The sequence below is a fragment of the Labilithrix sp. genome (assembly GCA_019637155.1).
Classification (GTDB): Bacteria; Myxococcota_A; Polyangia; order Polyangiales; family Polyangiaceae; genus Labilithrix.
In genome coordinates this window covers 452,402-472,922 of the sequence record JAHBWE010000004.1, presented here as the reverse complement: position 1 = coordinate 472,922, position 20,521 = coordinate 452,402, and the positions used below count along the sequence as shown (strand labels likewise).

Genomic DNA, 20,521 nt, shown 5'->3' with positions numbered 1-20,521 from the left:
AGCACGAGCGTCGCGCGCGGGCTAGTTGATGATCAGCTCGTCGTAGTCGATGCGGTAGTTGGAGCCCTCGAAGTATCCGAGGGTCAGCGTCGGCTGCCCGTCGTCCCCGTTGAACGAGAACTGAATGGGCAGGTCGTCGTCGAGGGAGATCTTGGCGTAACTTCCGCCGGCTGCCCCGAAGTCGAAAGTGATTTTGATGTGGTGCCACGCGTCGGCGCTGATCGACCCCGAGCCCCGAGACGTCGTTGTCCAGCCCGTCGACGACTCGACCGTGAAGGCCCCCCGGTCGATCGTCATCCAGAACGCGTCCGGGGTCGGGGTCCCGATGCGGAAGAGGTGTACTGCCGCCGCAGGCGTGGTGACGATGCGAAAGCGAAACCAGACCTCGACGGCGGAGGTCGTAGCGATCGTGTAGTCCTGTACGCGACCGTCGTGCGCGGACCCCGCGTTGCCGTTGTAACCATCGGCGACGATCTCGAGCAGCGGCTGGGTTGGCGGCCCCCACGGTTTCCACGCAGCGTGCGTCGCCGTGAAGTCGTCGCAGAAGATCGCGCCTGGCAGGCATTCGAAAGGCGGCCGTCCACCGCCGCTCGACGACGAGGACGAGCTCGACGACGAGGACGAGCTCGACGACGAGGAGAACGTGCCAGAGGACGAGCTCGAGGACGACGTCTGTTGGCCCGAGGACGACGCGCTCGAGCTGCTCGAGCTGCTCGACGACGACGCGTTCGCGTCACTGCCGGAGACCGAGCCGTCGCTCGTCAGGGGGCTCGGTCCGCCGCTGTCCGGTGTCGTGGCGCCACCGTCCGGGGCCGTCAACGCGGCCGGGTCGGTCACGTCCAGGAACGTGCCGCATGCGCCGGCGAGCACGGCGAGGACCGCGATGGCGAGGTCGCGCGACTTCACCGCGACGCCCCCGGGTACGTCGCGGTGATCGAGAGGAAGTAGCGTGCGTGCTCGTGTTTCGTGGTGTCGTACGGCAACGATGGAAGCTTAGCGCGCAGCGTCTTCTCGCATGAAGAGATGACCTTCTTGCTCTTCATCGTGTTGCCGGCCTTGGCCGCCATCGCGAGGGCGGTCTTCCGCTTGAACGTGACGTCGAGGACCCACACGATCGAGCCGCCGCCGGGATCCTTCGACGCACACCCGGCGCTGTCCTCGATCGCCTTCGCGAAGAGGCGCTCGATCTCCGGCAGGTGATCGCACTTCTCCGGCGGCGTCGTCTTCGGGCCGGCGTCATGGCACGAGACGACCTTCGGATCGCCGAGGGTCAGCTTCTCGTCCGGCGCCGAGCCCGGGCCGCCCGCGGTGACGGCGGGGAGCGCGCCCGCGTCGGTCGTGCCGATCGTCGCCGAGATCGACTCCGCGCGCGGACGCCGCCATAGGTAGAGCGGGATCGCGACGAGCACGAGCCCGAGGATGAGCGCGACGATCATCTGGATGCGTGCCGGACGATCGACGTGCGCGTCGAGCGCGTCGAAGCTCGCGCGCGACGAGCGCGGCTCGCTCGGCGGCACGGACATGCGCGACGCAGTCGGTCTTCCGAGCGCGTCATGACCAACGGTCGGGCTCACGCTCGGCGGGGACGGCTGCTCCGCCATGGCGCGGCCTTACGTCGGATCGACGAGCGAGCGGACCTGCATGCCGGGCTCGTAGCGCGCGATCGACGCGACGAGATCGAGCCCCTCCGGCAGCATTCCCTGCACCTGCCCGACCACCTGCTCGACGAGGTTCCGCGCCTCCTGCGGGCCGGGGCCCGTCATGCAGACCGCGAAGCGGAGCGGCCCGGTGCGCCCCGCCGTGACGGCGATGAGCGAGAGGAGCAGCATGTCGGTGAGCTCGATGACGCGCAGCGCGGCGCGGCGGAAGGCGAGCATCTCGAGGATGGTGGGGCGATCGGAGACGAGGCGGTTCGGGCCGCGGATCTCGTAGCGCGCGATGCTGAGCGGCTGCTCGATCCACTCGCTGTAGGCCGCCTCTTCATCGAGCGCCTTCAGGAAGTTGTCGCGGAGGAGGAGGCCGGTGAGGCCGTCGCGCCGGGTGAGGTACTGGCGCGCGCGTTTGTGATGCGGGCTCTCGCGCGGGAAGCTCACGAGCTTGAGGCGCAACTCGCCGAGCTGGAACTCTCCGCCGTGCATCAGGTTGACGACCTTCTTCCGCTCGTACGTGTGCTCGACGTACGTGCCGTTCGTCGACCCGAGGTCCTCGATCTGCCACGAGCCCGCCTGCCACTTGCAGTTCGCGTGATGCCCCGACACCGTGGCCTCCGGCACGACGATGTCGACGTCGGCGCGGCGGCCGATGCTGAGCGTGGGGCGATCGAGCGCGATGAGCTCGCCGACGAACTCGGGCGCGTTCGTCGCGAAGGTCGCGAGCAGCCCCTGCGCCGAGGGCGTGAAGGCCGACTGCGCGTTGCGTCCCGGCGGCGGCCCGGGATCGAGGCGCTCGCGCGCGACCTGCACCGGGTTCGTCGTGAGCTGGACCGGGTTGAAGAAGCGGAGGTGACGCGCGGGCAGTCGCTGCGACGCGTCGTCCGAGAGGCAGCGGAAGATCTGTTTGATCTCGTCGACGCTGAGCCCAGCCGGCACGTCGAACATGATCTGCTGGCGCATCGGCTTCGCGCGCGGCTTGTAGCCGGGCTCGGGGACGCGGCAGGTCCACATCTCCCAGAGCGTGAGGCCGAGGGCGTAGAGATCGTCCTCGATAGAGGCGCCGCCGGAGCGGATGCGCTCGGGCGCCATGTAGTTCGGGGTGCCGCCGTCGGGCGGAGCGCCGGGCCGACGCGCCGACAGACGCGCGCGCTCTTTGGCGAAGCCGAAGTCGAGGACGATCGCCTTGCCGATCGACCCGTCCGGGTTCGACGTGACCATGACGTTGCCGGGCTTGAGGTCGCCGTGCACGAGGCCGGTCGCGTGGATGGCGGCCACGCCCTGGCAGACGTCGGACGCGATGCGGCGGAACTCGTCGGAGGTGTATCCGCCCTGGGCTTTTTTGCGGCGGATATGCGTGTGCAGCGTCTGCCCGGTGATGTGCTCCATCACGAGGATGGGGCCGTACGGTGACGGAGCGAGATCGTGGACGCGGCAGACGTTGGGGTTCGAGACGGAGCGCGCGAGGATCAGCTCCTGGCGCAGCGCCTCGTCGTCGCCCGGCATGCGCGCTTCTTCGCGAACGATCTTGAGCGCGACCGGCTGCTGCGTCGTGCGGTCGTACGCGAGAAACACCTCGCCCATGCCTCCTTTGCCGAGGCTCTGGCGAATCTCGTAGCGGTCGTTGATGACCGTCCCATGCGAGATCGGGGGCGGCGTGCTGCGCTGCGTCTCAGTCATTAGGGAAGAAGGCTCTTACGGAAGCGTGTCATGACAGCACGCCCGTCCGCAACCCCGAAAGAAGCCGTGGTTTTGGCCGGCGCGAGGCGATCGAGGTTGACCCAGAACCGCTCGATCGGGATCGTCGCGCCGATGCTCGCGGTCGCCTTCCCGCTGCGGGGGCGCGGCATGGATACGGCGAAGACCAGGTGTCTCAACGCGCTCACCTCGCGGCGTGAAGGTTGCCGATGGCAGGCCGCGCGATAGAGCGTACGGGTGGAAGCGTCGCGGCTCCTCGCGTTCGGTGTCGTGGTCGCCGTCGCCGTCGTCGGGTGCGCGGAAGACGTCGCGGAGGGCGACACGTGGACACCGCCTGCGTCCGACGCGATGGGCGTGTACGAAGGCGTCGGCGACGAGGGATGCGCGGGCGGCCTCAAGCCGGGAACGAAGGAGCTGGGCGAGCGGCTCGAGGCCCAGTTCGACACGACGTTCGGCGGCTACTCGTGCCGCGCGAACACGGCGAACGCGAAGGAGCTCTCGCTCCACGCGGTGGGTCGCGCGCTCGACGTCGACGCGTCCGGCGAGCTCGGCGATCGGATCGCCGACTACGTCGTCACCCACGCGAGCGAGCTCGGCGTGCAGCTCGTGATCTGGAACCACACGCTCTGGCGGATCACGCCGGACGGCGCGACGTCACGTCCGTACACGGGCCCGAACCCGCACGTCGACCACGTCCACGTCGAGGTCGACCGCGCGACCGCCACGCCGCGCTGAAGCACCGAGCGCATCACGGCGTCGGGGCCGCTCGTCCGCTTGCCGTCCCATCTCCTTCACGATCTCCACGCTGAGGTGGAGAGTCGCAACCCAAGCATTGTAGGTCCGCGCTTCGACAATAACCCATCGTTTAGGATGGTGGTCAAGGTACCTTCATTCGCGCCCAACTCGTTCGCGTGCGCGTGCCCAGCTCCGAAGGCCTGATTTATCGCGTCGCTCGTGCGATCGCGGCGCGGCGTCGAGCGCTCGGGCTGACGCAGGAGGCGCTCGCGGAGCGGCTCGAGCTGGCGACGAAGAACGTGCAGCGGATCGAGTCCGGGGCGCAGAACCTCACGCTCGCGACGCTGGAACGCATCGCCGTCGCGCTCGAGACGACACCCGGCACGCTCCTCGGCGTCGCGGCCGCGGAGCGAGACACCGGCGCCACGGCCGTGGTGCCGGCCGCCATCGCGCGCCTCGAGGCCGCCGGGTACCGCGTGCGAGCCGCGAGCGCGCCCGGGCGCCGATCGATCGCCGCGGTGCCGCTCACCACGATCCGCGCCGCCGCCGGCTCGGCGTTCGGGTCCGCCCGCTCCGTCGAGGCCCTCGGATGGGTGACGCTGAACCGCCGAGGAGAGCCGCCGAAGGGACAGTTCGTCGCCTCGATCGAGGGACGATCGATGGAGCCGCGCGTCCCCGACGGCGCGATCTGCCTCTTCGGACCGCCGGGACCGCAGCCGTACCGCGATCGCATCTTCCTCGTGGCGCACAGCGCGATCGAGGAGGAGGGGCTCGAAGGACCGTTCGCCCTGAAACAGATCGAGGCGAAGAAGCGACGCGACGACTCGCGGCGGATCACGCTGCGCTCGCTCAACCCGGACTTTCCGCCGATCGTCATCGACGACCGCAACGGCGACCTTCGCATCATCGCCGAGCTCGTCTCCGTGCTGGCGCCGCCGGAGCCGGCCCCTCGCTGAGGACGTCGCCGAAGACGTGGAGTGGGGCAGCGCGAGGACGAGCGCATGTAGTCATATGCCACTCTGTTTTGACGAGCCGCGACGAGCGATTTCGGAGCGATGGCTCGCCGGGACGACCAGCTGTGTCGCGCCGTCGGCGCGCGACTGCGCGAGCTTCGCCGCGAGCAAGGCCTCACGCAGGAAGCGCTCGCGGAACGGATCGGCGTGGAGGTCGGGAACTACGCGCACGTCGAGCAGGGCGTCGCGAACCCGACGCTCTCGACGCTCGGCCGATTCGCCACTGCGCTCGGAGTGCCGGTGCTCGAGCTCTTTCGCGCGCCGATCGAGCGCAGCGTGCGCGTCGGCCGACCGCCGAGCGTCAAGGCCGGCGGGTCGAACGCGAAGACGGCGGGCGCGCGCGCGGCCGCGGCGAGAGCGGCTCGACGACCGACGCGTGGTGAGCGCGTCGAGCTGCGCGCGCTCGCGGCGAAGGCGACGGACGAGAGCGCGTCGCTCGACGACCGCATCGACGCCGTCCGCAGCTACGCCGCGATCCTGACCCGCCTCGCGAAGACGTAGCCCTTCCTCATGCGCGGGTGCGCGAACGGCGTCGCGTATCCTCGACGTCCGCGGTGCGGTATCCTCGAGTCATGGCTCAACACGCGAAGCCTGGGTCGACCCCCGATGACGCGTGGCTGCCGCCCGCGCCCGACGTCAGCCACCTCATCACCGAGGACGGAAAACCGGTGGACAGCTTCCTCTCCGAGAAGCAGATGCGCCTCCTCACCGCGACGCTCTACGAGAGCTGGACGCCGCCGGAGGGACGCCGCTTCCTCGCCGCGATGAACGTCGGCGTCTTCGCGGTCGCTCGCAACCCCGCGATCGTGCCGGACGTCTTCCTGAGCCTCGACGTCGATCCGCCCGCGCTCACGGGTCCCGATCGCCTCCGGTCGTACTTCATCTGGGAGTTCGGCAAGCCGCCCGACATCGCGATCGAGATCGTCTCCGACACCGAAGGCGACGAGCTGAGCGCCAAGCTCCGCGACTACGAGCGCATGCGCGTCGCGCACTACGTCGTCTTCGACCCGCTCAAGAAGCTCTCGAAACAGGAGCTGAGCGCCTTCGCGCTCGACGGCGTCACGTACGTGATGCATCCGGCCGCTCGCTTCGAGAAGATCGGGCTCGGCCTCGTCGTCTGGGAGGGCGAGCTCGAGGGTATCCGCGAGCGTTGGCTGCGCTGGACCGACCTCGAAGGAAACCTCATCCCGACCGGCGCGGAGCGCGCAGAGACCGAGAAGCAGCGCGCAGAGACCGAGAAGCAGCGCGCAGAGACCGAGAAGCAGCGCGCAGACCAGCTCGCCGCGAAGCTCCGTGCGCTGGGCGTCGATCCCGACGCCTGAGCGCTGGTACGCTCGTCGGATGACGCTCCCCATTCGCCTGAGCCCCGCCGGGTTCCCGATGGCTCCGACGCAGGAGGAGTGGGACGCGCTCTCGTCGACCGAGCGCGCGGCGGTCGTCGCAGCGTTGCCGGGCGAGGTGACCGACGCCGAGATGACGCCGCCGGAGGGAGATCGGCACTTCAAGGCGAAGACGAAGACGCTCGGCGCGCTCCGCAGCTACTTCTCGAGCGCGAAGCGTCGTGTGTACCTGGCCGCGGAGCTGCCGGTGTACTACCCGAACGCTCCACGGTTCGCGCCGGATCTCCTCGCGGTGCTGGACGTCGAGGACCACGATCGCGACAAGTGGATCGTGAGCGCCGAGGGGCGCGGTCTCGACTGGGTGATGGAAGTCCACGTCGGCGGAGATCGGAAGAAGGACGCAGAGCGCAACGTCGTTCGGTATGCCCAGCTCGGTATTCCCGAGTACTTCCTCTACGACCGAAGCAAGAACAGCCTCTTCGCCTATCGGCTCTCGACGCCGAGCGCGACGACCTACACCCCCATCGTCCCGCAAGCGGGCCTCTACGCGTCGAACGTGCTCGGGCTCGAGGTGCAGGTCCAGAAGGACCGCCTCCGGTTCTACGCCGGCTCCGCGATGCTCCTCGAGAGCGAAGAGCTCATCTCGCGCCTCGAAGACATGCTCGAGCAGGCCCAAACACGCGCCGAGGAAGAGGCACGCCGGCGTGAAGAAGAGGCGCGACGGCGCGAGGAGGTCGAGGCCGAGAACGCGAAGCTGCGCGCCGAGCTCGAGGCGCTCAAGAAGAAATAAGAGCCGCCGAGGCGGACTCAGCCCGCGGCGCCGACGAGCTCGTAGAGCTTGCCGAGGGCTTCATCGATCTTGCCGACCTCCGTGCCGCCGGCTTGGGCCATGTCGGGGCGGCCGCCGCCGGAGCCGCCGAGGATCTGGGCGATGGGGCGGATGAGATCGCCGGCCTTGAACTGCTGCGTCAGCGCCTTCGAGACGGTGAGGACCAGCATCGCCTTCGGGCCCGCGACCGAGCCGACGAGGACGACCGACTCGCCGAGCTTGTCGCGCAGCTTCTCCGCCACCTCGCGCAGCATCGCGTTGTCGGGGACGTCGAGCTTCAGCGAGAGCACCTTGCCGAAGGAGGTGGTGCGTGCACTCTGCACCCACGTGTCGAGCCCGCCGCCGGCGCCGCCGTTGCCGCCGCCGCCCATCGCCGCCTTGCGCTTCGCCTCCGCGAGCTCCTTGTCGAGCTTCTTCGCGTCGGCGAGGAGGCGCTCGATCTTCTCCGGCAGCTCGCTCGGCGCCGCCTTCACGAGGCTCGCCGCCTGACGCATCGTGCCCTCGAGATCGCGCACGTACTTGAGCGCGTTGAGGCCCGTCGCGGCCTCGACGCGACGGACGCCCGCGGCGATGCCGTTGTCGGAGAGGATCTTGAACATGCCGATCTCGCCGAGCGCGCGCGCGTGCGTGCCGCCGCAGAGCTCGACCGAGTCCTTCGTCATCGTGAGGACGCGCACGACGTCGCCGTACTTCTCCTCGAAGATCGCCATCGCTCCGCGCTTCTTCGCCTCCGCCTGCGGGAGCACCTCCGTGAGCACCGGCGCGTCGAGGAGGATCTTCTCGTTCACGAGGTCCTCGATCTGCTGGATCTGCTCCGCCGTGAGCGGCTTGCCGGAGGAGTAGTCGAAGCGAAGGCGATCGGGCGCGACGAGCGAGCCCTTCTGCTGCGCGCTCTCGCCGACGACCTTGCGCAGCGCCCAGTGGAGGAGGTGCGTCGCGGAGTGGTTGCGCCGCGTCGCCGTGCGCGCGGCGTGATCGACCTCGAGCTTCACCGCGTCGCCCTCGAGGATCTCGCCAAGGACGACCTCGCCGACGTGGACGACGAGGCCGGTGAGCGGCTTCAGCGTGTCGTCGACGCGGACCTTGCCGCCCGACTTCGTCTTGATGACGCCGCGGTCGCCGACCTGCCCGCCCGACTCGCCGTAGAACGGCGTCTCGTCGACGACGACCGCGACCTTCTCGCCCTGCTTCGCGTGTTTCGTCGCCGTCGTCGCGCGCTCGGCGCCGTGGGCGAGGAAGAGGACGCGCCCCTCCCCTTCTTCGCGCTCGTAGCCGGTGAACTTCACCGCCGCGGAGTCGCTGCCGCCCGCCGCGTCGCGGAGCGCCTGCTGCGCGTGGCGCCACACGTCGCCGACCGCTTCGTCGCCGACCTTCGAGCCCTCGGAGAGCTTCTTGTGCTTCTCGAGCTCGTCCTTGTAGCCCGCGTAGTCGATGTGGACCCGACGCTCGCGCGCGATGACGTCGGTGAGGTCGTTCGGGAACCCGTAGGTCGCCTCGAGATCGAAGACGACCTTGCCCGGGATCGTGGACTGGCCCGCGCTCGTGAGGCGCGCCACCTCGTCGTCGAGGATCTTGAGACCGCGGTCGATCGTCTCGCGGAAGCGGACCTCCTCTTGCTCCGCGACGCTCGCGATGAGCGCCTGGCGCTCGCGGAGCTCGGGGTACTGATCGCCCATCGTGCTCACGACTTCGAGCGCGACCTCGTGCAGGAACGGCTCCTTGATCCCGAGGCGGTGGCCGTGGCGGATCGCGCGGCGCATCACGCGGCGGAGCACGTACGGGCGGCCGGCGCGGTCGGGCTGGATCCCCTCCGCGATGAGGAACGCGGTGAGGCGCGCGTGGTCGGCGATGACACGCATCGAGACGTCGTCGTCCGCTTGCGTGCCGCCGTACGGCTTCTTCGCGATCACCGCCGCCTTGTCGACGAGCGCGCGGAGGAGGTCCGTCTCGTAGTTGCTCGTCTTGCCCTGGAGCACGCTCGTCACGCGCTCGAGGCCCGCGCCGGTGTCGACGCACGGCTTCGGGAGCGGCGCCAGCGTGTAGCCCGCCGCCTCCGAGCCCGCGCGATCGAACTGCATGAAGACGAGGTTCCAGATCTCCATCCAGCCCTTGCCGTCGGGCGTGGGCTCTTCGCCGAACGACGCGATGTTCGTCTCGCCGTCGCCGGTGAAGAAGTGGAGCTCGGTCGAGGGGCCGCACGGACCGGTCTCGCCCATCTGCCAGAAGTTGTCGCCCGGCACGCCGGGGATGCCGAGCACGCGGTCGTCGCCCCAGCCCGTCACCTTCTTCCAGATCGCCCGCGCCTCGTCGTCGGCCGGGACGCCCTCGGCGCCGCCGAACACCGTCGCGACGAGCTTGTTCGGCGAGATGCCCCACTCCTTCGTGACGAGCTCCCACGAGAACGCGATCGCGTCCTCCTTGAAGTAGTCGCCGAACGAGAAGTTGCCGAGCATCTCGAAGAACGTGTGATGGCGCGCGGTGACGCCGACGTTCTCGAGGTCGTTGTGCTTGCCCGAGATGCGGATGCACTTCTGGCTCGACGTGGCGCGCGTGTACGGACGGCGGTCCTGACCGGTGAACACGTCTTTGAACTGGACCATGCCGGCGTTGGCGAACATGAGGGTGGGATCGTTCTGCGGAACGAGCGACGACGAGGCGACGACCTCGTGCCCCTGACGCTTGAAGTAATCGAGGAACGACGAACGGACTTCCGACGCGACTTTGCTCATGACCGAGGGCCCGATTCTTACCACTTTGCCGCGTGCTACGCTTCAGAGGCGATGGCGAAGGCACCGAGGATCCCCACCCTCGCCGACCTCGACGCGCTGCCGCCCGGGATCAAGGGCGAGATCATCGAGGGCGTGCTCTACACGATGACGCGGCCGCGCGGGCCGCATCAGGCGCTGGGACTCGAGATCGGCGGTGACCTCAAGAATCCGTTCGGCAAAGGTCGTGGCGGGCCGGGCGGCTGGTGGCTCCTGATCGAGCCCGGAATCGAGCTCCCCGGCACGCCCGAGATTTCCCCGGACATCGCGGGCTGGCGGAAGGAGCGGATGCCCGAGCTGCCGCGCGATTCGGCGATCTCGGTCGTGCCCGACTGGGTCTGCGAAATCCTCTCGCCCACGACACGCCGCCACAACCTCCTCATCAAGAAGCCCTACTACGCCAAGATCGGCGTCAAGCATCATTGGATCGTCGACCTCGAGGCGCGGACGCTCACGGTCTATCGCCTCACGAACGGCCAATGGCTCGAGCTCGCGACCTATGGCGACGAGAGCGAGGCGCGCATCGAGCCGTTCGACGCGGTGCCGCTCGACGTCGCCGGATGGTGGGTCTGACCTTACTTCGAGAGGCTCGCGAGCTCGTTGCCCATCGAGCCGACGGCGCTCTCGACGGCGCCGCCGACGACGCGGTTCTGGAGCTCGCGGATCCCCTGATCGCTCGTGCCGCGGCTCGAGCCGGCGCTGCCCGATGCGTTGCCGCTCACGGTGCCCTTGAGCGTCTGCGCCGGCAGCTTGCGGACGGACATGTCGACCTTCGCGCTCACGACCGTCGCGCCGTCGGTGCCCTTCGACGACGTGAGCTTCGTGAGGTTGCCGTCGATCTGGAGGACCGGGATGTTCGCCGCCGTCGCGCGCTTGAGGACGCCCGGATCGGAGCCGTCGATGACGACCGCGTGCTTGATCGAGCCCGCCTTCGCGCGCGCGGCGGAGCGCATGATCGCGTCGAGGTCGTCGCCGCGCGAGCCCGACACGTTCTTCATCGCCCCGAGCTGCACGACGTAGTGCGCGCCCGCGAGCGACGTGTTGCCGCCGGGCTGCTTCACCGCGCCGCCCGCCTTCAGCTTGTCGATCGCGTCCTGCATCGTCGTCTTCGCGCCGGCGTACGACTCGCCGCTGAGCGCGCGCGTGAGGGCGGGGATCGCGGCGGCGTCGCCGATGTCCTTGAGGCCGCCCGCGCACGCGATGCGCACCGCGGGGTGCGAGTCCTTCAGCCCCGCCTCGAGATCCGGACGCGACGACGCGCCCGCCTTCGCGAGCCGAAGCGCCGCCTGCACGCGAACGCGGAAGTCGGCCGACTCCGTGAGCTCACGGTCCAACGCGACCGAATGAACGGTCGTCGTCAGAGCAGCGATGATCATCGCTGCACCAACCGCTTGCTTCACGAGAGAACGCGCGTGCACCCGGTTAGCCTCCGAGCCTTTGACAGCGAGCTCGTTAGACGACGCTGTCCATTTTTCGTAGCTGAAGTTCTGATCCAAAACACCTGTTTTTTAGGCGTCGTTTGAACACCCACAACACCTCCATCGTGGCGCTATCCCGACGGGCGGAGGGCGTCACTTGGTGCACTGCTGGGACTCGGCGCAGACCAGGTCCTTGTCGTTGCACTTGATGCAGAAGAACGGCTGGTTCTTGCACTCGCCGCCGGCGGGCCCCTTCGGGCACGGTCGATGACACTTGCCCGTCTTCGGGACGAACACGAACGTCGCGGGACACTTGGTCGTCCCCACGGCAAGGACTGGGACGACGTCCGGGCTCGCGGAATTCACCGGCGGGCCGGGAACGCCCGCCTCGGCGGCGACCGCGGGTTTTCCCGCGTCAGGCGCCGACCCCGCGCCCGCGTCGTGCGCGACGAACGGCGTGCACACCTTCACCGCCTCGCCGGGCTTGTTGCCGGGGAGGACCTTGTTCGCGCTGCCGCTGCAGGCCTGGCCGGTCGCGCACTCCGCGTCCGCCGTGCAGAGTTTCCCACAGGCGAGGCCGTCGCTGATGACCGCCGTCTCGCCGGGAGCGCAGGCGAGCACGCCCGCGTCCGGGATCGACGCGCTGAAGACGTCCTTGTGGACCCACCCCATCACCTGGGTCCCCGGCGTCTTCTCGTAAATGATCAGCACGAACGCTCCACGCGAGGCGATCTGGGTGACCTCCGTGCCCTTCGCGAGGGGGCCGACGATGGCGCCGGACGGCGGCGCTTCACGCACACTGAACGTGCGCTGAGCCGTATGGCGGGTCGACGCGATCGGCGTCTCGTCGGGGAACCGCGCGATGTCGCCCTGGTTGGTCGCCAGCATGACCGGGGCCGGGACGATCGCGGCGTCGAGCGCCTCCACGACGCCCGCGTCCACCCCCGCGTCCTCCGGTTGCTTGGAGACGCGGGTGCAGCTCACGACGAGCATCAGCGCGACGACGACCGCCGCCCCCCGCATCACCGAGTTCATGCGCGAGCGCAGGCTACTCGATTTCCGTCAGCCCGACATGCCGAGAAGCCACCCCAGCAGGATGCGATAGCCCTCGAAGACCAGCTTCGTATCGGTCGACTCGTTCTTCTGGTGCGCCTGCGCATTTTCGCCCGGTCCGAAGTTGACGGCGGGGACGCCGAGGGCGGCGAACCGGCCCACGTCCGTCCACGCCTGCTTCGGCTCCACCCCGCGGACGCCCGCCGCGACGAGCTTCTGGACGAGCGGGTGGCTCGCGTTCGGGAGCGCGGCGGGCGAGACGTCCGTGATCTCGACCTTCGGGCCCTCGCCGATCAGCGCGCGGAGGTCCGCCTGGGCCTGCTCGGACGACGTGCTCGGCGCGAAGCGATGGTTGAGGTTCAACACGAACGTGTCGGGCACGATGTTCTTGCCGCGGCCGCCGTTCGCGAGGGTCACCGTCGTCACCGTCTTGTAGACGTGACCGTCGATCTCGTGCGCGATCGGCTCGAGCTTCGCGAGGCGATCGAGCAGGCCCGCCGCCTTCACCACCGCGTTGTCGCCCTCCCACGGACGCGCCGAGTGCGCGGTGCGGCCCTGGAACGTGACCGTCGCGTGGATCGCGCCGCAGCAGCCGAGGTGCAGCTTGTTGTCGGAGGGCTCGAGGCAGATCGCGAGGTCCACCGTCTTGAGGTCGTCGTCCTTTTCGAGCACCGGCCCGAGCTCGTTCTCGAGGTACGGACCCTCCTCGCGCGCATAGAAGACGAGCGTGAGGTCGCACGCGACGAGCTCCGTCACCGACGCCGTCTCGGCGAGGACGATCATCACCGCGAGCCCCGCCTTCATGTCCGCCGCGCCCGCGCCGTAGATGCGGCCGCCCTCCGCTCGCGCGGGGCCGTTCTCCGTGCGCACGGTGTCGAGGTGGCCCACCAGCGCGACGTGCGGCCGGCCCGCTTGCTTCTTCCGCAGGACCGGGACGACGATCGAGTCGTTGTAGCGGCGGATGGGACCGGCGAGCTCCTGCCGCGCGAGGCGCTCGGCGACCGCGTCGCAGAGCTCCTTCTCCTCGCCGATCGGCGAAGGGATCGCGCAGAGCCAGAGCAGCGTCGCGTCGAGCGACTCGACCTCTCTCGTCATACCGGAACAGCGAAGTCGCGGAGGGCGTCGTTCAGGCTCGTCTTCTTGTCGGTGCTCTCGCTGCGCTTGCCGATGATGAGCGCGCACGGGATCTGGAACTCGCCGGCGGGGAACTTCTTCGTGCGCGTGCCGGGGATGACGACCGAGCGCGCCGGCACCTTCCCGCGGTGCTCCACGACCTCGCTCCCGGTCACGTCGTACACCGGCGTCGACGCGGTGAGCGACACGCCGGTGCCGATGACGGCCTCCTTGCCGATGTGGAAGCCCTCGACGATGACGACGCGCGATCCGATGAACGCGCCGTCCTCCACGATGACGGGGCGCGCGCCGGGGGGCTCGAGCACGCCGCCGATGCCGACGCCGCCCGAGAGGTGCACGCCCGCGCCGATCTGCGCGCACGAGCCGACGGTGGCCCAGGTGTCGACCATCGTGCCGGCGCCGACGCGCGCGCCGATGTTCACGTAGCCCGGCATCACGATCACGCCCGGCTCGCAGAACGCGCCGTAGCGGATGACGCCCGGCGGGACGACGCGGACGTTCTGGCTCGCGAGGTCCTTCTTCAGCGGGATCTTGTCGTGGAACTCGAAGGGTCCCACGCTCATCGTCTCCATGCCGCGGACGCCGAAGTAGAGCAGGATGGCCTGCTTCACCCACGCGTGCGTCGTCCACTCGCCCCCCTCTTCGGCCGGCGGCGACGCGACGCGGAGCTCACCGCGATCGAGCAGCGCGATGACGCGCTCCACCGCGGCGGCATGGGCCGGATCCTTCAGCTTGGAACGATCGGCGAATGCCGCCTCGACGAGAGCGCGCTCTTCCATGAGGATGCCTCAGCCGGCCTTGGGGGAGACTTCGGACGCGGGGAAGAAGTAGGCGATCTCGATCTGCGCGTTCTCGAGCGAGTCGGAGCCGTGGCACGCGTTCTCGCCGACGTTCGCGCCGTAGAGCTTGCGGATCGTGCCCGCGTCGGCCTTCGCCGGATCGGTGGCGCCCATGACCTTGCGGTACTGTAGGACGGCGTCCTCACGCTCGAGCACGGCGACGAACACCGGCGAGCGGGTCATGAACTGCACGAGCTCGCCGAAGAAGGGGCGCGCCTTGTGGACGGCGTAGAAGCCCTCCGCGACCTCCTTCGAGAGGTGCACGCGCTTGCACGCGAGGATGTTGAACCCCGACTCCTCGAGGAGTGCGAGGATCGCGCCGGCCTTCTTCTTCTCGACGGCGTCCGGCTTGATGATCGACAGCGTGCGTTCGACGGCCATAGGGGGCTCCTGAGTCTGAGTAAGAGTCGCGGGCAACCCTTTAGGATCGGCCGCGAAAAACTGCAAGACGTGATACTCCGTGAGGGATGCAGCAGCCGGACGTGCTCATCGTCGGCGGAGGCTTGAACGGCCTGGCTTGCGCGCTCTTCCTCTGCCGCTCGGGCCTCACGGTCCAGGTCCTCGACGACAAGCAGATCGTCGGCGGCATCCATCGCACCGAGTTCCCGTTCGCGAAGGCGCCGCGCCTCCCCACCTTCACCGGCGCGCACCGCGTGGGCTTCGTCCCGGGCGCGCTCGCGGCGCAGCTCGGCGTCACGCTCCCGCTCGCGCCGCGCGATCCCGCGCTCTTCGTGCCGACGACGACGCCGGGACGTTACCTCCTCGCCGGCCCCGGCGCGGCGGGCCTCCGCGCCGCCGACCCGAGCGACGCGGACGCGCTCGACGCGATGCACGCCGAGCTCGACGCGCTCGTCTCCGACCTCGCGACGGCGTGGATCGCGGCGCCGGTGTCGATCGAGGAGATCCGCGAGCGCTGGATCCGGCCGGAGCTCCGCGACGCGTTCACCGGCCTCGTCCGCGGCACGTTCGCGGAGTACGTCGCGCGCTTCAACGTGCAGAGCGGCCTCGTGAAGGCGGCGCTCGCGGCGGACTCGCTCGGCGGCTCGTTCGCGTCGTGGGACACGCCGGGCAGCGGCGCGTCCTTGCTCGTGCGCCACGCGGCGGCGTCGCCCGCGGGCGGCGGCGACGCGATCCCGCTCGGCGGCATGGCCGCGGTCGCGCGCGCGCTCGGCGACGCGGGCAAGGCGGCGGGCGTCCGCTTCGCGACCGGCACCGCCGTGACGCAGATCCTCGTCGAGGGCAACGCCGCGACCGGCGTCGTGCTCGAGGACGGCCGCATCCTCCGCGCGAACGCGGTCGTCACGAGCGCCGACCCGTGGCGCCTCCGCGCGCTCGTCGGCCCGTCCCATTTGTCTGCAGAATACACGCGTCGCATCGACGCCTGGGTGCGCCCGGGCGGGATCGCGAAGCTCCTCGTCGCGTTCGCGGAGCTCCCGCGCTTCGCGTGCCTGCCCGAGGAGAACGGCCAGCACCGCGCGACGACGCTCCTCCTCCCCGGCGGCGAGGACGACGCGGTGCGCGCGCTCGGCCGCGCCTTCGCCGACGCGAACGCGGGGCGGATCCCGATCGAGACGCCGATCGAGCTCGTGTTCCCGAACGCGGCGGACCCGAGCATCCGCGATCCCGACGGTCGCGAGAGCGCGTCGCTCCTCGTGCCGTGGGTGCCGTACGACGTCGCGGGCAGCACGTGGACGAGCGAGGAGGAGCGCTTCACGAGCGCGCTCCTCGACACGCTCGAGTCGTTCGCGCCCGGCGCGCGCGCGTCGGTCGTCGACACGGTGCTCCTCCATCCGAAGAAGCTCGAGACGCATTTCGGCGTGACGCGGGGGCATCTCCATCACGTCGACGACACGGCGCTCTTCGGCGATCGGCTCCCGCCGACCACGCCGCTGAGCGGCCTCTACACGTGCGGGCGCGGCTGCGGGCCCGCCGCGGGCGTGGTCGGCGTGGCGGGGTTGAACGCGGCGCGCCGAGTGATCGCCGATCTCGAGCTCGCGCTGGAGCGCACCGAAGTCGGGATCCACGAATGAGCGACGCGTTCCGCTCCGAGCTCCAGGCGGCGCAGGAGAGGGTCCGCCGCGCGGAGGAGGAGGTCGCGGAGCTGCGCGCGGAGAACGCCAAGCTCGCGGAGCGCCTCTCGCCGTCGCAGCGTCCGCTCTTCCTCGCCGTCGGGGGCTCGCTCCTCGTCGCGATCACGGCCGCGGTCACGACGTTGAGCGCGGCGCGGGGGCGGGACCGGTTCGAGGAGGAGCTTCGCGCGCAGCGAGAGGTCGCGGCCGCTCTGTCGGCGCAGACGAGCGCGCTCCAAGCCGCGGCCGACGCCAACGCCGCGAAGTGCACGGCCGAGCTGCTGGAGTGCCGCCGCCAGCTCCCCGCGGCGCAACGCCGAGAGGAGCCGTGCCGGTGTCCCCCCGGCGACCCGCTCTGTTCTTGCGCGCAGGGGCCCGACCCGCACTGGCGCGGCCTCGAGGCCGCCGCCGTCGAGCGCGTCGTCGCGGCCCACCGCGCCGGCGTGAAGCGGGCGTGCTGGGAGCGCGGCGCGAGCGAGAGGTCGAGCGCCAGCGTGACCGTCACCGCGAACCTCGCGCCGAACGGCCAGGTGTCGAGCGTCTCGTCCTCGGGCGACGACCCCGCGCTGGGCAAGTGCATCGAGAGCCAGGTGAAGAGCTGGACCTTCCCCGCCCCGGGCTCCCCGACGACGATCAACATCCCTTTCAAGTTCGTCCGCCAGTAGCGCTCGCCTCACGCCGCGCTCGAGGCTCGGCCGCCCGCGGCCGTTCGAGGCGTCCACAGCGACGAACGGCTCCGACACGACGCCGGTGTCCACGACGTCGCGACGGGTCCGACGCCACGGGCAGCTCCCGCACGCGGCGAGCGTCCGCGGCGGTCCGGCGCGGCGTCGGCGTCCGCGGCGGCGTGGCGAGCGTGAGTCAGCCGTCGTTCGAAGCGTCCGCGGCGATGGGCGGGGACGGTGCGGCGTCGGCGTCCGAGGCGTCCGAGGCGGCGGCCTCCGCTGGGGTGTCGGCGTCTGGGGTGGGCTCCGGTGTGGCGTCGGCGGGGCTGGCAGCGTCGGGGCTAGTCTCGATGAGCGGTTCGAGGCCGAGCACGTCGGCGCACGCGGCGGCGGGTAGGACGAGCGCGAGGGCGGGCGCGAGGACGCGGAGCGCCTTCGGCATCTTCGTCATTTTCGTCATTCAGAACGTTCCCGCCGCGGCGAGGCCGCCGAGCGTGGGGGCGACGCCGATGCGCGTGCCCTTCGGCGTCGCGGTGAAATAGAGCGCGGCGCCGCCGACGATGAGCGCGAGACCGCCGAGCATCACCCAGCCGCCGGCGTTGGCGCGGTCGCGCGCGAGATGGCCGTCGTTCACGTCGGCGCGCGTGCAGACTCCCCCTCTACAGCGGGCGTCCGCCTCGTCGTAGAGGGTCATCGCTGAAATCGTGAAAAATGAGCCTATCGCGAACGTGAGGAAACCCGCGCCGCCGGCGACCGCCCCGAGGAGGCGCTGGTTGCCGCCTGGCTCCGACGACCCGATGATGAGGTCGCCAGCCTTCGGCGCCCCCTCCTCCACCGTCACCACATCTCCAGTCGACAGCGCCGCATCACCCGACGACGGCACCGCATTCGACGGCGGCACCGCATTCGATGGCGGCACCGCATTCGACGGCGGCACCGCGTTCGGCGGCACCGCGCTCGGCGGCGGCACCGCGTTCGACGGCGGCGCGCTCGGCGGCGACGCAGTGTTCGATGGCGGCGCCGCGCTCGGTGGCTCCTGCGGGGTGGCTGGTGGCGGGGTGCCTGGCTCGTCGTCAGCGGCCGCAACGCTCGTGGTGGCGAGCGTCGCGACGAAGGCGGCGGCGGCGAGGCGCGCGCGTGACATCAGGTCATCATCGACTTGAGCGTGCTCGCCATGTCGCTCGGGGTCGGGGCGACCTTCGCGCCGGCGGCGGTGAGCGCCTCGATCTTCGCGGCGGCGGTGCCCTTGCCGCCGGAGATGATCGCGCCGGCGTGGCCCATGCGCTTGCCCGGCGGAGCCGTCGTGCCGGCGATGAACGCCGCGACAGGCTTCGTCATCTTGTTCTTGATGAACTCGGCGCCGCGCTCCTCCGCGCCGCCGCCGATCTCGCCGATCATGATGACGCCGTGCGTGTCGGGGTCGGCCTGGAAGAGCTCCAGCACGTCGACGAAGTCCATGCCGTTGACCGGATCGCCGCCGATGCCGACGCACGTCGACTGCCCGATGCCGAGCGCGGTCAGCTGGCCGACCGCCTCGTACGTGAGCGTGCCCGAGCGCGAGACGACGCCGATGTTGCCGACCTTGTGGATGTGGCCCGGCATGATCCCGATCTTGCACGCGCCCGGCGTGATGACGCCGGGGCAGTTCGGGCCGACGAGGTACGGCACCTTCTTGCCGGCGAGGCGCGCCGCGTTCTGCTTCGCCTCGAGGACGCGCCGCACGCCGAGCATGTCGACGACGGGGATGCCCTCGGTGATGCAGATGACGAGATCGAGGTCCGCGTCGAAGGCCTCCAGGATCGCGTCGGCCGCGCCCGGCGGCGGGACGAAGATCACGGTCGCGTTCGCGCCGGTCGACTTCACCGCCTCCTTCACCGTGTTGAACACGGGGACCGCCTTGTCTTGTCCCCCCGAAGACGCGGGGCCCCTAGCCTCGAACTTCTCGCCGCCGCGCGTCGGCGTGACGCCGCCGACGACCTGCGTGCCGTACTCGATCATCTGCTTCGCGTGGAACGAGCCCGCGCCGCCGGTGATGCCCTGGACGATCAGCTTCGTGTCTTTACCGACGAGGATGCTCACTTGCTCGCTCCCTTGGAAACAGCGTCGACGATCTTCTGCGCGCCGTCGGCCATGTTGGTCGCGGCCTGGATCGCGAGGCCGCTCTCGTTCAGGATCTTGCGACCGAGGTCGACGTTCGTGCCCTCGAGCCGGACGACGAGCGGCACCTTGAGGCCGAGCTCCTTCGCCGCCGCGACGACGCCGCTCGCGATCACGTCGCACTTCATGATGCCGCCGAAGATGTTGACGAAGATCGCCTTCACCTTGTCGCTCTTCAGGATCATGCTGAAGGCCTGCGTCACCTGCTCCTGCGTCGCGCCGCCGCCGACGTCGAGGAAGTTCGCCGGCGCGACGCCGTGCTTTTCGCCCGCGTGCTTGATGATGTCCATCGTCGCCATCGCGAGGCCGGCGCCGTTGACGAGACAGCCGACGTTACCGTCGAGCGACACGTAGTTGAGGCCCGCCTCCTTCGCCTCGAGCTCGACCGGGTCCTCCTCGTCCTTGTCGCGGAGCTCGGTCCACGACTTGTGACGGAACTCCGCGTTGTCGTCGAAGTTGATCTTCGAGTCGAGGGCGATGACGTCGCCGTTCTTCATGATCGCGAGCGGGTTGACCTCGATGAGCGAGCAGTCCTCCTCGATCACGCAGCGGTAGAGCGCGCTGATGAGGCGGACGAACTTCGCGACCGTCTCCTTGCCGTGCTGCATCAGCTCGAGGCCGAACGCGAGCTCGCGCGCCTGGTAGGGCATGAGGCCGACGACGGGGTCGACGTACACGGTCAGGATCTTCTCCGGCGTGTCGTGCGCGACCTTCTCGATGTCCATGCCGCCTTCGGTCGACGCCATGAACGCGATGCGCCGCGTGTCGCGATCGACGAGCGCGCCGAGGTACAGCTCGCGGAGGATGTCGGCGCCCTCCTCGATGTAGAGGCGGCGGACCTTCTGGCCCTCCGGCCCGGTCTGCGGCGTGATGAGCTGCATGCCGAGGATCTTCTCGGCGTGCTGGCGCGCCTCGGCGGCGCCGCTCTTCGCGACCTTCACGCCGCCGCCCTTGCCGCGACCACCGGCGTGGATCTGCGACTTGACGACGACGATGTCCTTGCCGGTCTCGGCCTTGAGCTTCTTCGCTGCCGCCTCCGCTTCGTCGACGGTGAAGGCCGGATACCCCTTCGGGACCGGAACGCCGTACTTCGCGAAGACCTGCTTGCCCTGGTACTCGTGAATCTTCACGCGGGCGAAGCTAACACGCGGGTTCTT

22 protein-coding genes are annotated in these 20,521 nt (G+C 69.9%); 9 read left to right on the top strand and 13 right to left on the bottom strand.

Annotation, left to right across the window (positions count from 1 at the left end; genetic code table 11):
- Window positions 1-21: 21 nt before the first annotated feature.
- On the bottom strand, window positions 22-297 hold the full coding sequence (locus tag KF837_10630; GenBank protein ID MBX3227763.1) for a hypothetical protein: 276 nt from the start codon (window positions 295-297) through the stop codon (window positions 22-24).
- 232 nt (window positions 298-529) lie between these two features.
- Here KF837_10630 and KF837_10625 point away from each other — a divergent pair, with 232 nt between their 5' ends.
- Entirely contained in the window at window positions 530-934 is a 405-nt protein-coding gene (locus KF837_10625; protein ID MBX3227762.1) for a hypothetical protein, read from the top strand.
- Here the strand turns inward: KF837_10625 and KF837_10620 are convergent.
- Window positions 903-1,601, bottom strand: coding sequence for a hypothetical protein (locus tag KF837_10620; protein ID MBX3227761.1), 699 nt, complete (start codon window positions 1,599-1,601; stop codon window positions 903-905). The two genes, KF837_10625 and KF837_10620, sit on opposite strands and share 32 nt — an antisense overlap.
- Window positions 1,602-1,610: 9 nt before the next feature.
- Window positions 1,611-3,329 (bottom strand): protein kinase, encoded by a 1,719-nt coding sequence (locus KF837_10615; protein MBX3227760.1) that lies wholly within the window; start codon window positions 3,327-3,329, stop codon window positions 1,611-1,613.
- Window positions 3,330-3,584: 255 nt separating this feature from the next.
- On the opposite strand from KF837_10615, the gene KF837_10610 reads away from it, so the two are divergent.
- The 5 genes from KF837_10610 (at window position 3,585) to KF837_10590 (ending at window position 7,225) form a co-directional block, all read left to right on the top strand.
- Entirely contained in the window at window positions 3,585-4,082 is a 498-nt protein-coding gene (locus KF837_10610; GenBank protein MBX3227759.1) for a hypothetical protein, read from the top strand.
- Between the two features lie 182 nt (window positions 4,083-4,264).
- Window positions 4,265-5,038 (top strand): LexA family transcriptional regulator, encoded by a 774-nt coding sequence (locus KF837_10605; protein ID MBX3227758.1) that lies wholly within the window; start codon window positions 4,265-4,267, stop codon window positions 5,036-5,038.
- Window positions 5,039-5,137: 99 nt separating this feature from the next.
- Window positions 5,138-5,596 carry a helix-turn-helix transcriptional regulator gene (locus KF837_10600; protein ID MBX3227757.1) on the top strand — a complete coding sequence of 153 codons (459 nt, stop codon included), beginning with the start codon at window positions 5,138-5,140 and terminating at the stop codon, window positions 5,594-5,596.
- A gap of 71 nt (window positions 5,597-5,667) precedes the next feature.
- Window positions 5,668-6,417 carry a Uma2 family endonuclease gene (locus KF837_10595; protein ID MBX3227756.1) on the top strand — a complete coding sequence of 250 codons (750 nt, stop codon included), beginning with the start codon at window positions 5,668-5,670 and terminating at the stop codon, window positions 6,415-6,417.
- 19 nt (window positions 6,418-6,436) lie between these two features.
- A complete protein-coding gene (locus tag KF837_10590; protein ID MBX3227755.1) occupies window positions 6,437-7,225 on the top strand; it encodes a Uma2 family endonuclease in 789 nt (262 codons plus the stop codon).
- Window positions 7,226-7,242: 17 nt separating this feature from the next.
- Here the strand turns inward: KF837_10590 and alaS are convergent, their stop codons facing one another.
- Window positions 7,243-9,993 (bottom strand): alanine--tRNA ligase, encoded by a 2,751-nt coding sequence (gene alaS, locus KF837_10585; GenBank protein MBX3227754.1) that lies wholly within the window; start codon window positions 9,991-9,993, stop codon window positions 7,243-7,245.
- A gap of 51 nt (window positions 9,994-10,044) precedes the next feature.
- Between alaS and KF837_10580 the strand changes: the two genes are divergently transcribed.
- The gene (locus KF837_10580; GenBank protein MBX3227753.1) at window positions 10,045-10,602 is read left to right on the top strand and encodes a Uma2 family endonuclease; all 558 of its coding nucleotides are present in this window, start codon (window positions 10,045-10,047) and stop codon (window positions 10,600-10,602) included.
- A 2-nt stretch (window positions 10,603-10,604) separates the two neighbouring features.
- Here KF837_10580 and KF837_10575 read toward each other — a convergent pair whose 3' ends face one another.
- The 5 genes from KF837_10575 to ndk form a co-directional block, all read right to left on the bottom strand.
- Window positions 10,605-11,405: a HEAT repeat domain-containing protein gene (locus KF837_10575; protein ID MBX3227752.1), complete on the bottom strand. Its 801-nt coding sequence runs from the start codon at window positions 11,403-11,405 to the stop codon at window positions 10,605-10,607.
- 195 nt (window positions 11,406-11,600) lie between these two features.
- Window positions 11,601-12,482, bottom strand: a complete 882-nt coding sequence (locus KF837_10570; GenBank protein ID MBX3227751.1) for a hypothetical protein — start codon at window positions 12,480-12,482, stop codon at window positions 11,601-11,603.
- Between the two features lie 27 nt (window positions 12,483-12,509).
- Entirely contained in the window at window positions 12,510-13,595 is a 1,086-nt protein-coding gene (dapE, locus tag KF837_10565) for a succinyl-diaminopimelate desuccinylase (GenBank protein ID MBX3227750.1), read from the bottom strand.
- A complete protein-coding gene (locus KF837_10560) occupies window positions 13,592-14,413 on the bottom strand; it encodes a 2,3,4,5-tetrahydropyridine-2,6-dicarboxylate N-succinyltransferase (GenBank protein MBX3227749.1) in 822 nt (273 codons plus the stop codon). Before KF837_10560 ends, dapE begins: the two co-directional genes overlap by 4 nt.
- Window positions 14,414-14,422: 9 nt before the next feature.
- Complete coding sequence (ndk, locus tag KF837_10555; GenBank protein ID MBX3227748.1) at window positions 14,423-14,854, bottom strand: nucleoside-diphosphate kinase; 432 nt, start codon at window positions 14,852-14,854, stop codon at window positions 14,423-14,425.
- 86 nt (window positions 14,855-14,940) lie between these two features.
- Here ndk and KF837_10550 point away from each other — a divergent pair, with 86 nt between their 5' ends.
- The gene (locus KF837_10550) at window positions 14,941-16,503 is read left to right on the top strand and encodes an NAD(P)/FAD-dependent oxidoreductase (GenBank protein MBX3227747.1); all 1,563 of its coding nucleotides are present in this window, start codon (window positions 14,941-14,943) and stop codon (window positions 16,501-16,503) included.
- Window positions 16,500-17,207 carry an AgmX/PglI C-terminal domain-containing protein gene (locus tag KF837_10545; protein MBX3227746.1) on the top strand — a complete coding sequence of 236 codons (708 nt, stop codon included), beginning with the start codon at window positions 16,500-16,502 and terminating at the stop codon, window positions 17,205-17,207. Before KF837_10550 ends, KF837_10545 begins: the two co-directional genes overlap by 4 nt.
- A 196-nt stretch (window positions 17,208-17,403) precedes the next feature.
- Here KF837_10545 and KF837_10540 read toward each other — a convergent pair whose 3' ends face one another.
- Genes KF837_10540 through sucC form a run of 4 tightly spaced genes read right to left on the bottom strand, consistent with a single transcriptional unit; the run spans window position 17,404 to window position 20,494 of the window.
- Window positions 17,404-17,658, bottom strand: coding sequence for a hypothetical protein (locus KF837_10540; GenBank protein ID MBX3227745.1), 255 nt, complete (start codon window positions 17,656-17,658; stop codon window positions 17,404-17,406).
- Between the two features lie 9 nt (window positions 17,659-17,667).
- Window positions 17,668-18,351 (bottom strand): hypothetical protein, encoded by a 684-nt coding sequence (locus tag KF837_10535; protein ID MBX3227744.1) that lies wholly within the window; start codon window positions 18,349-18,351, stop codon window positions 17,668-17,670.
- Entirely contained in the window at window positions 18,351-19,286 is a 936-nt protein-coding gene (gene sucD, locus KF837_10530) for a succinate--CoA ligase subunit alpha (GenBank protein MBX3227743.1), read from the bottom strand. The genes KF837_10535 and sucD overlap by 1 nt, the downstream gene beginning before the upstream one ends.
- On the bottom strand, window positions 19,283-20,494 hold the full coding sequence (gene sucC / locus KF837_10525; GenBank protein MBX3227742.1) for an ADP-forming succinate--CoA ligase subunit beta: 1,212 nt from the start codon (window positions 20,492-20,494) through the stop codon (window positions 19,283-19,285). The genes sucD and sucC overlap by 4 nt, the downstream gene beginning before the upstream one ends.
- Between the last annotated feature and the right edge of the window lie 27 nt (window positions 20,495-20,521).

What these genes read in the sequence shown, in the direction of transcription:
- KF837_10630 (MBX3227763.1), bottom strand. Translation starts at nt 297, where the DNA reads ATGACGATCGACCGGGGGGCCTTCACGGTCGAGTCGTCGACGGGCTGG.
- KF837_10620 (MBX3227761.1), bottom strand. Translation starts at nt 1,601, where the DNA reads ATGGCGGAGCAGCCGTCCCCGCCGAGCGTGAGCCCGACCGTTGGTCAT.
- KF837_10615 (MBX3227760.1), bottom strand. Translation starts at nt 3,329, where the DNA reads ATGACTGAGACGCAGCGCAGCACGCCGCCCCCGATCTCGCATGGGACG.
- KF837_10600 (MBX3227757.1), top strand. Translation starts at nt 5,138, where the DNA reads ATGGCTCGCCGGGACGACCAGCTGTGTCGCGCCGTCGGCGCGCGACTG.
- KF837_10595 (MBX3227756.1), top strand. Translation starts at nt 5,668, where the DNA reads ATGGCTCAACACGCGAAGCCTGGGTCGACCCCCGATGACGCGTGGCTG.
- KF837_10590 (MBX3227755.1), top strand. Translation starts at nt 6,437, where the DNA reads ATGACGCTCCCCATTCGCCTGAGCCCCGCCGGGTTCCCGATGGCTCCG.
- alaS (MBX3227754.1), bottom strand. Translation starts at nt 9,993, where the DNA reads ATGAGCAAAGTCGCGTCGGAAGTCCGTTCGTCGTTCCTCGATTACTTC.
- KF837_10580 (MBX3227753.1), top strand. Translation starts at nt 10,045, where the DNA reads ATGGCGAAGGCACCGAGGATCCCCACCCTCGCCGACCTCGACGCGCTG.
- KF837_10575 (MBX3227752.1), bottom strand. Translation starts at nt 11,405, where the DNA reads ATGATCATCGCTGCTCTGACGACGACCGTTCATTCGGTCGCGTTGGAC.
- KF837_10570 (MBX3227751.1), bottom strand. Translation starts at nt 12,482, where the DNA reads ATGAACTCGGTGATGCGGGGGGCGGCGGTCGTCGTCGCGCTGATGCTC.
- dapE (MBX3227750.1), bottom strand. Translation starts at nt 13,595, where the DNA reads ATGACGAGAGAGGTCGAGTCGCTCGACGCGACGCTGCTCTGGCTCTGC.
- KF837_10560 (MBX3227749.1), bottom strand. Translation starts at nt 14,413, where the DNA reads ATGGAAGAGCGCGCTCTCGTCGAGGCGGCATTCGCCGATCGTTCCAAG.
- ndk (MBX3227748.1), bottom strand. Translation starts at nt 14,854, where the DNA reads ATGGCCGTCGAACGCACGCTGTCGATCATCAAGCCGGACGCCGTCGAG.
- KF837_10550 (MBX3227747.1), top strand. Translation starts at nt 14,941, where the DNA reads ATGCAGCAGCCGGACGTGCTCATCGTCGGCGGAGGCTTGAACGGCCTG.
- KF837_10545 (MBX3227746.1), top strand. Translation starts at nt 16,500, where the DNA reads ATGAGCGACGCGTTCCGCTCCGAGCTCCAGGCGGCGCAGGAGAGGGTC.
- KF837_10540 (MBX3227745.1), bottom strand. Translation starts at nt 17,658, where the DNA reads ATGACGAAGATGCCGAAGGCGCTCCGCGTCCTCGCGCCCGCCCTCGCG.
- KF837_10535 (MBX3227744.1), bottom strand. Translation starts at nt 18,351, where the DNA reads ATGTCACGCGCGCGCCTCGCCGCCGCCGCCTTCGTCGCGACGCTCGCC.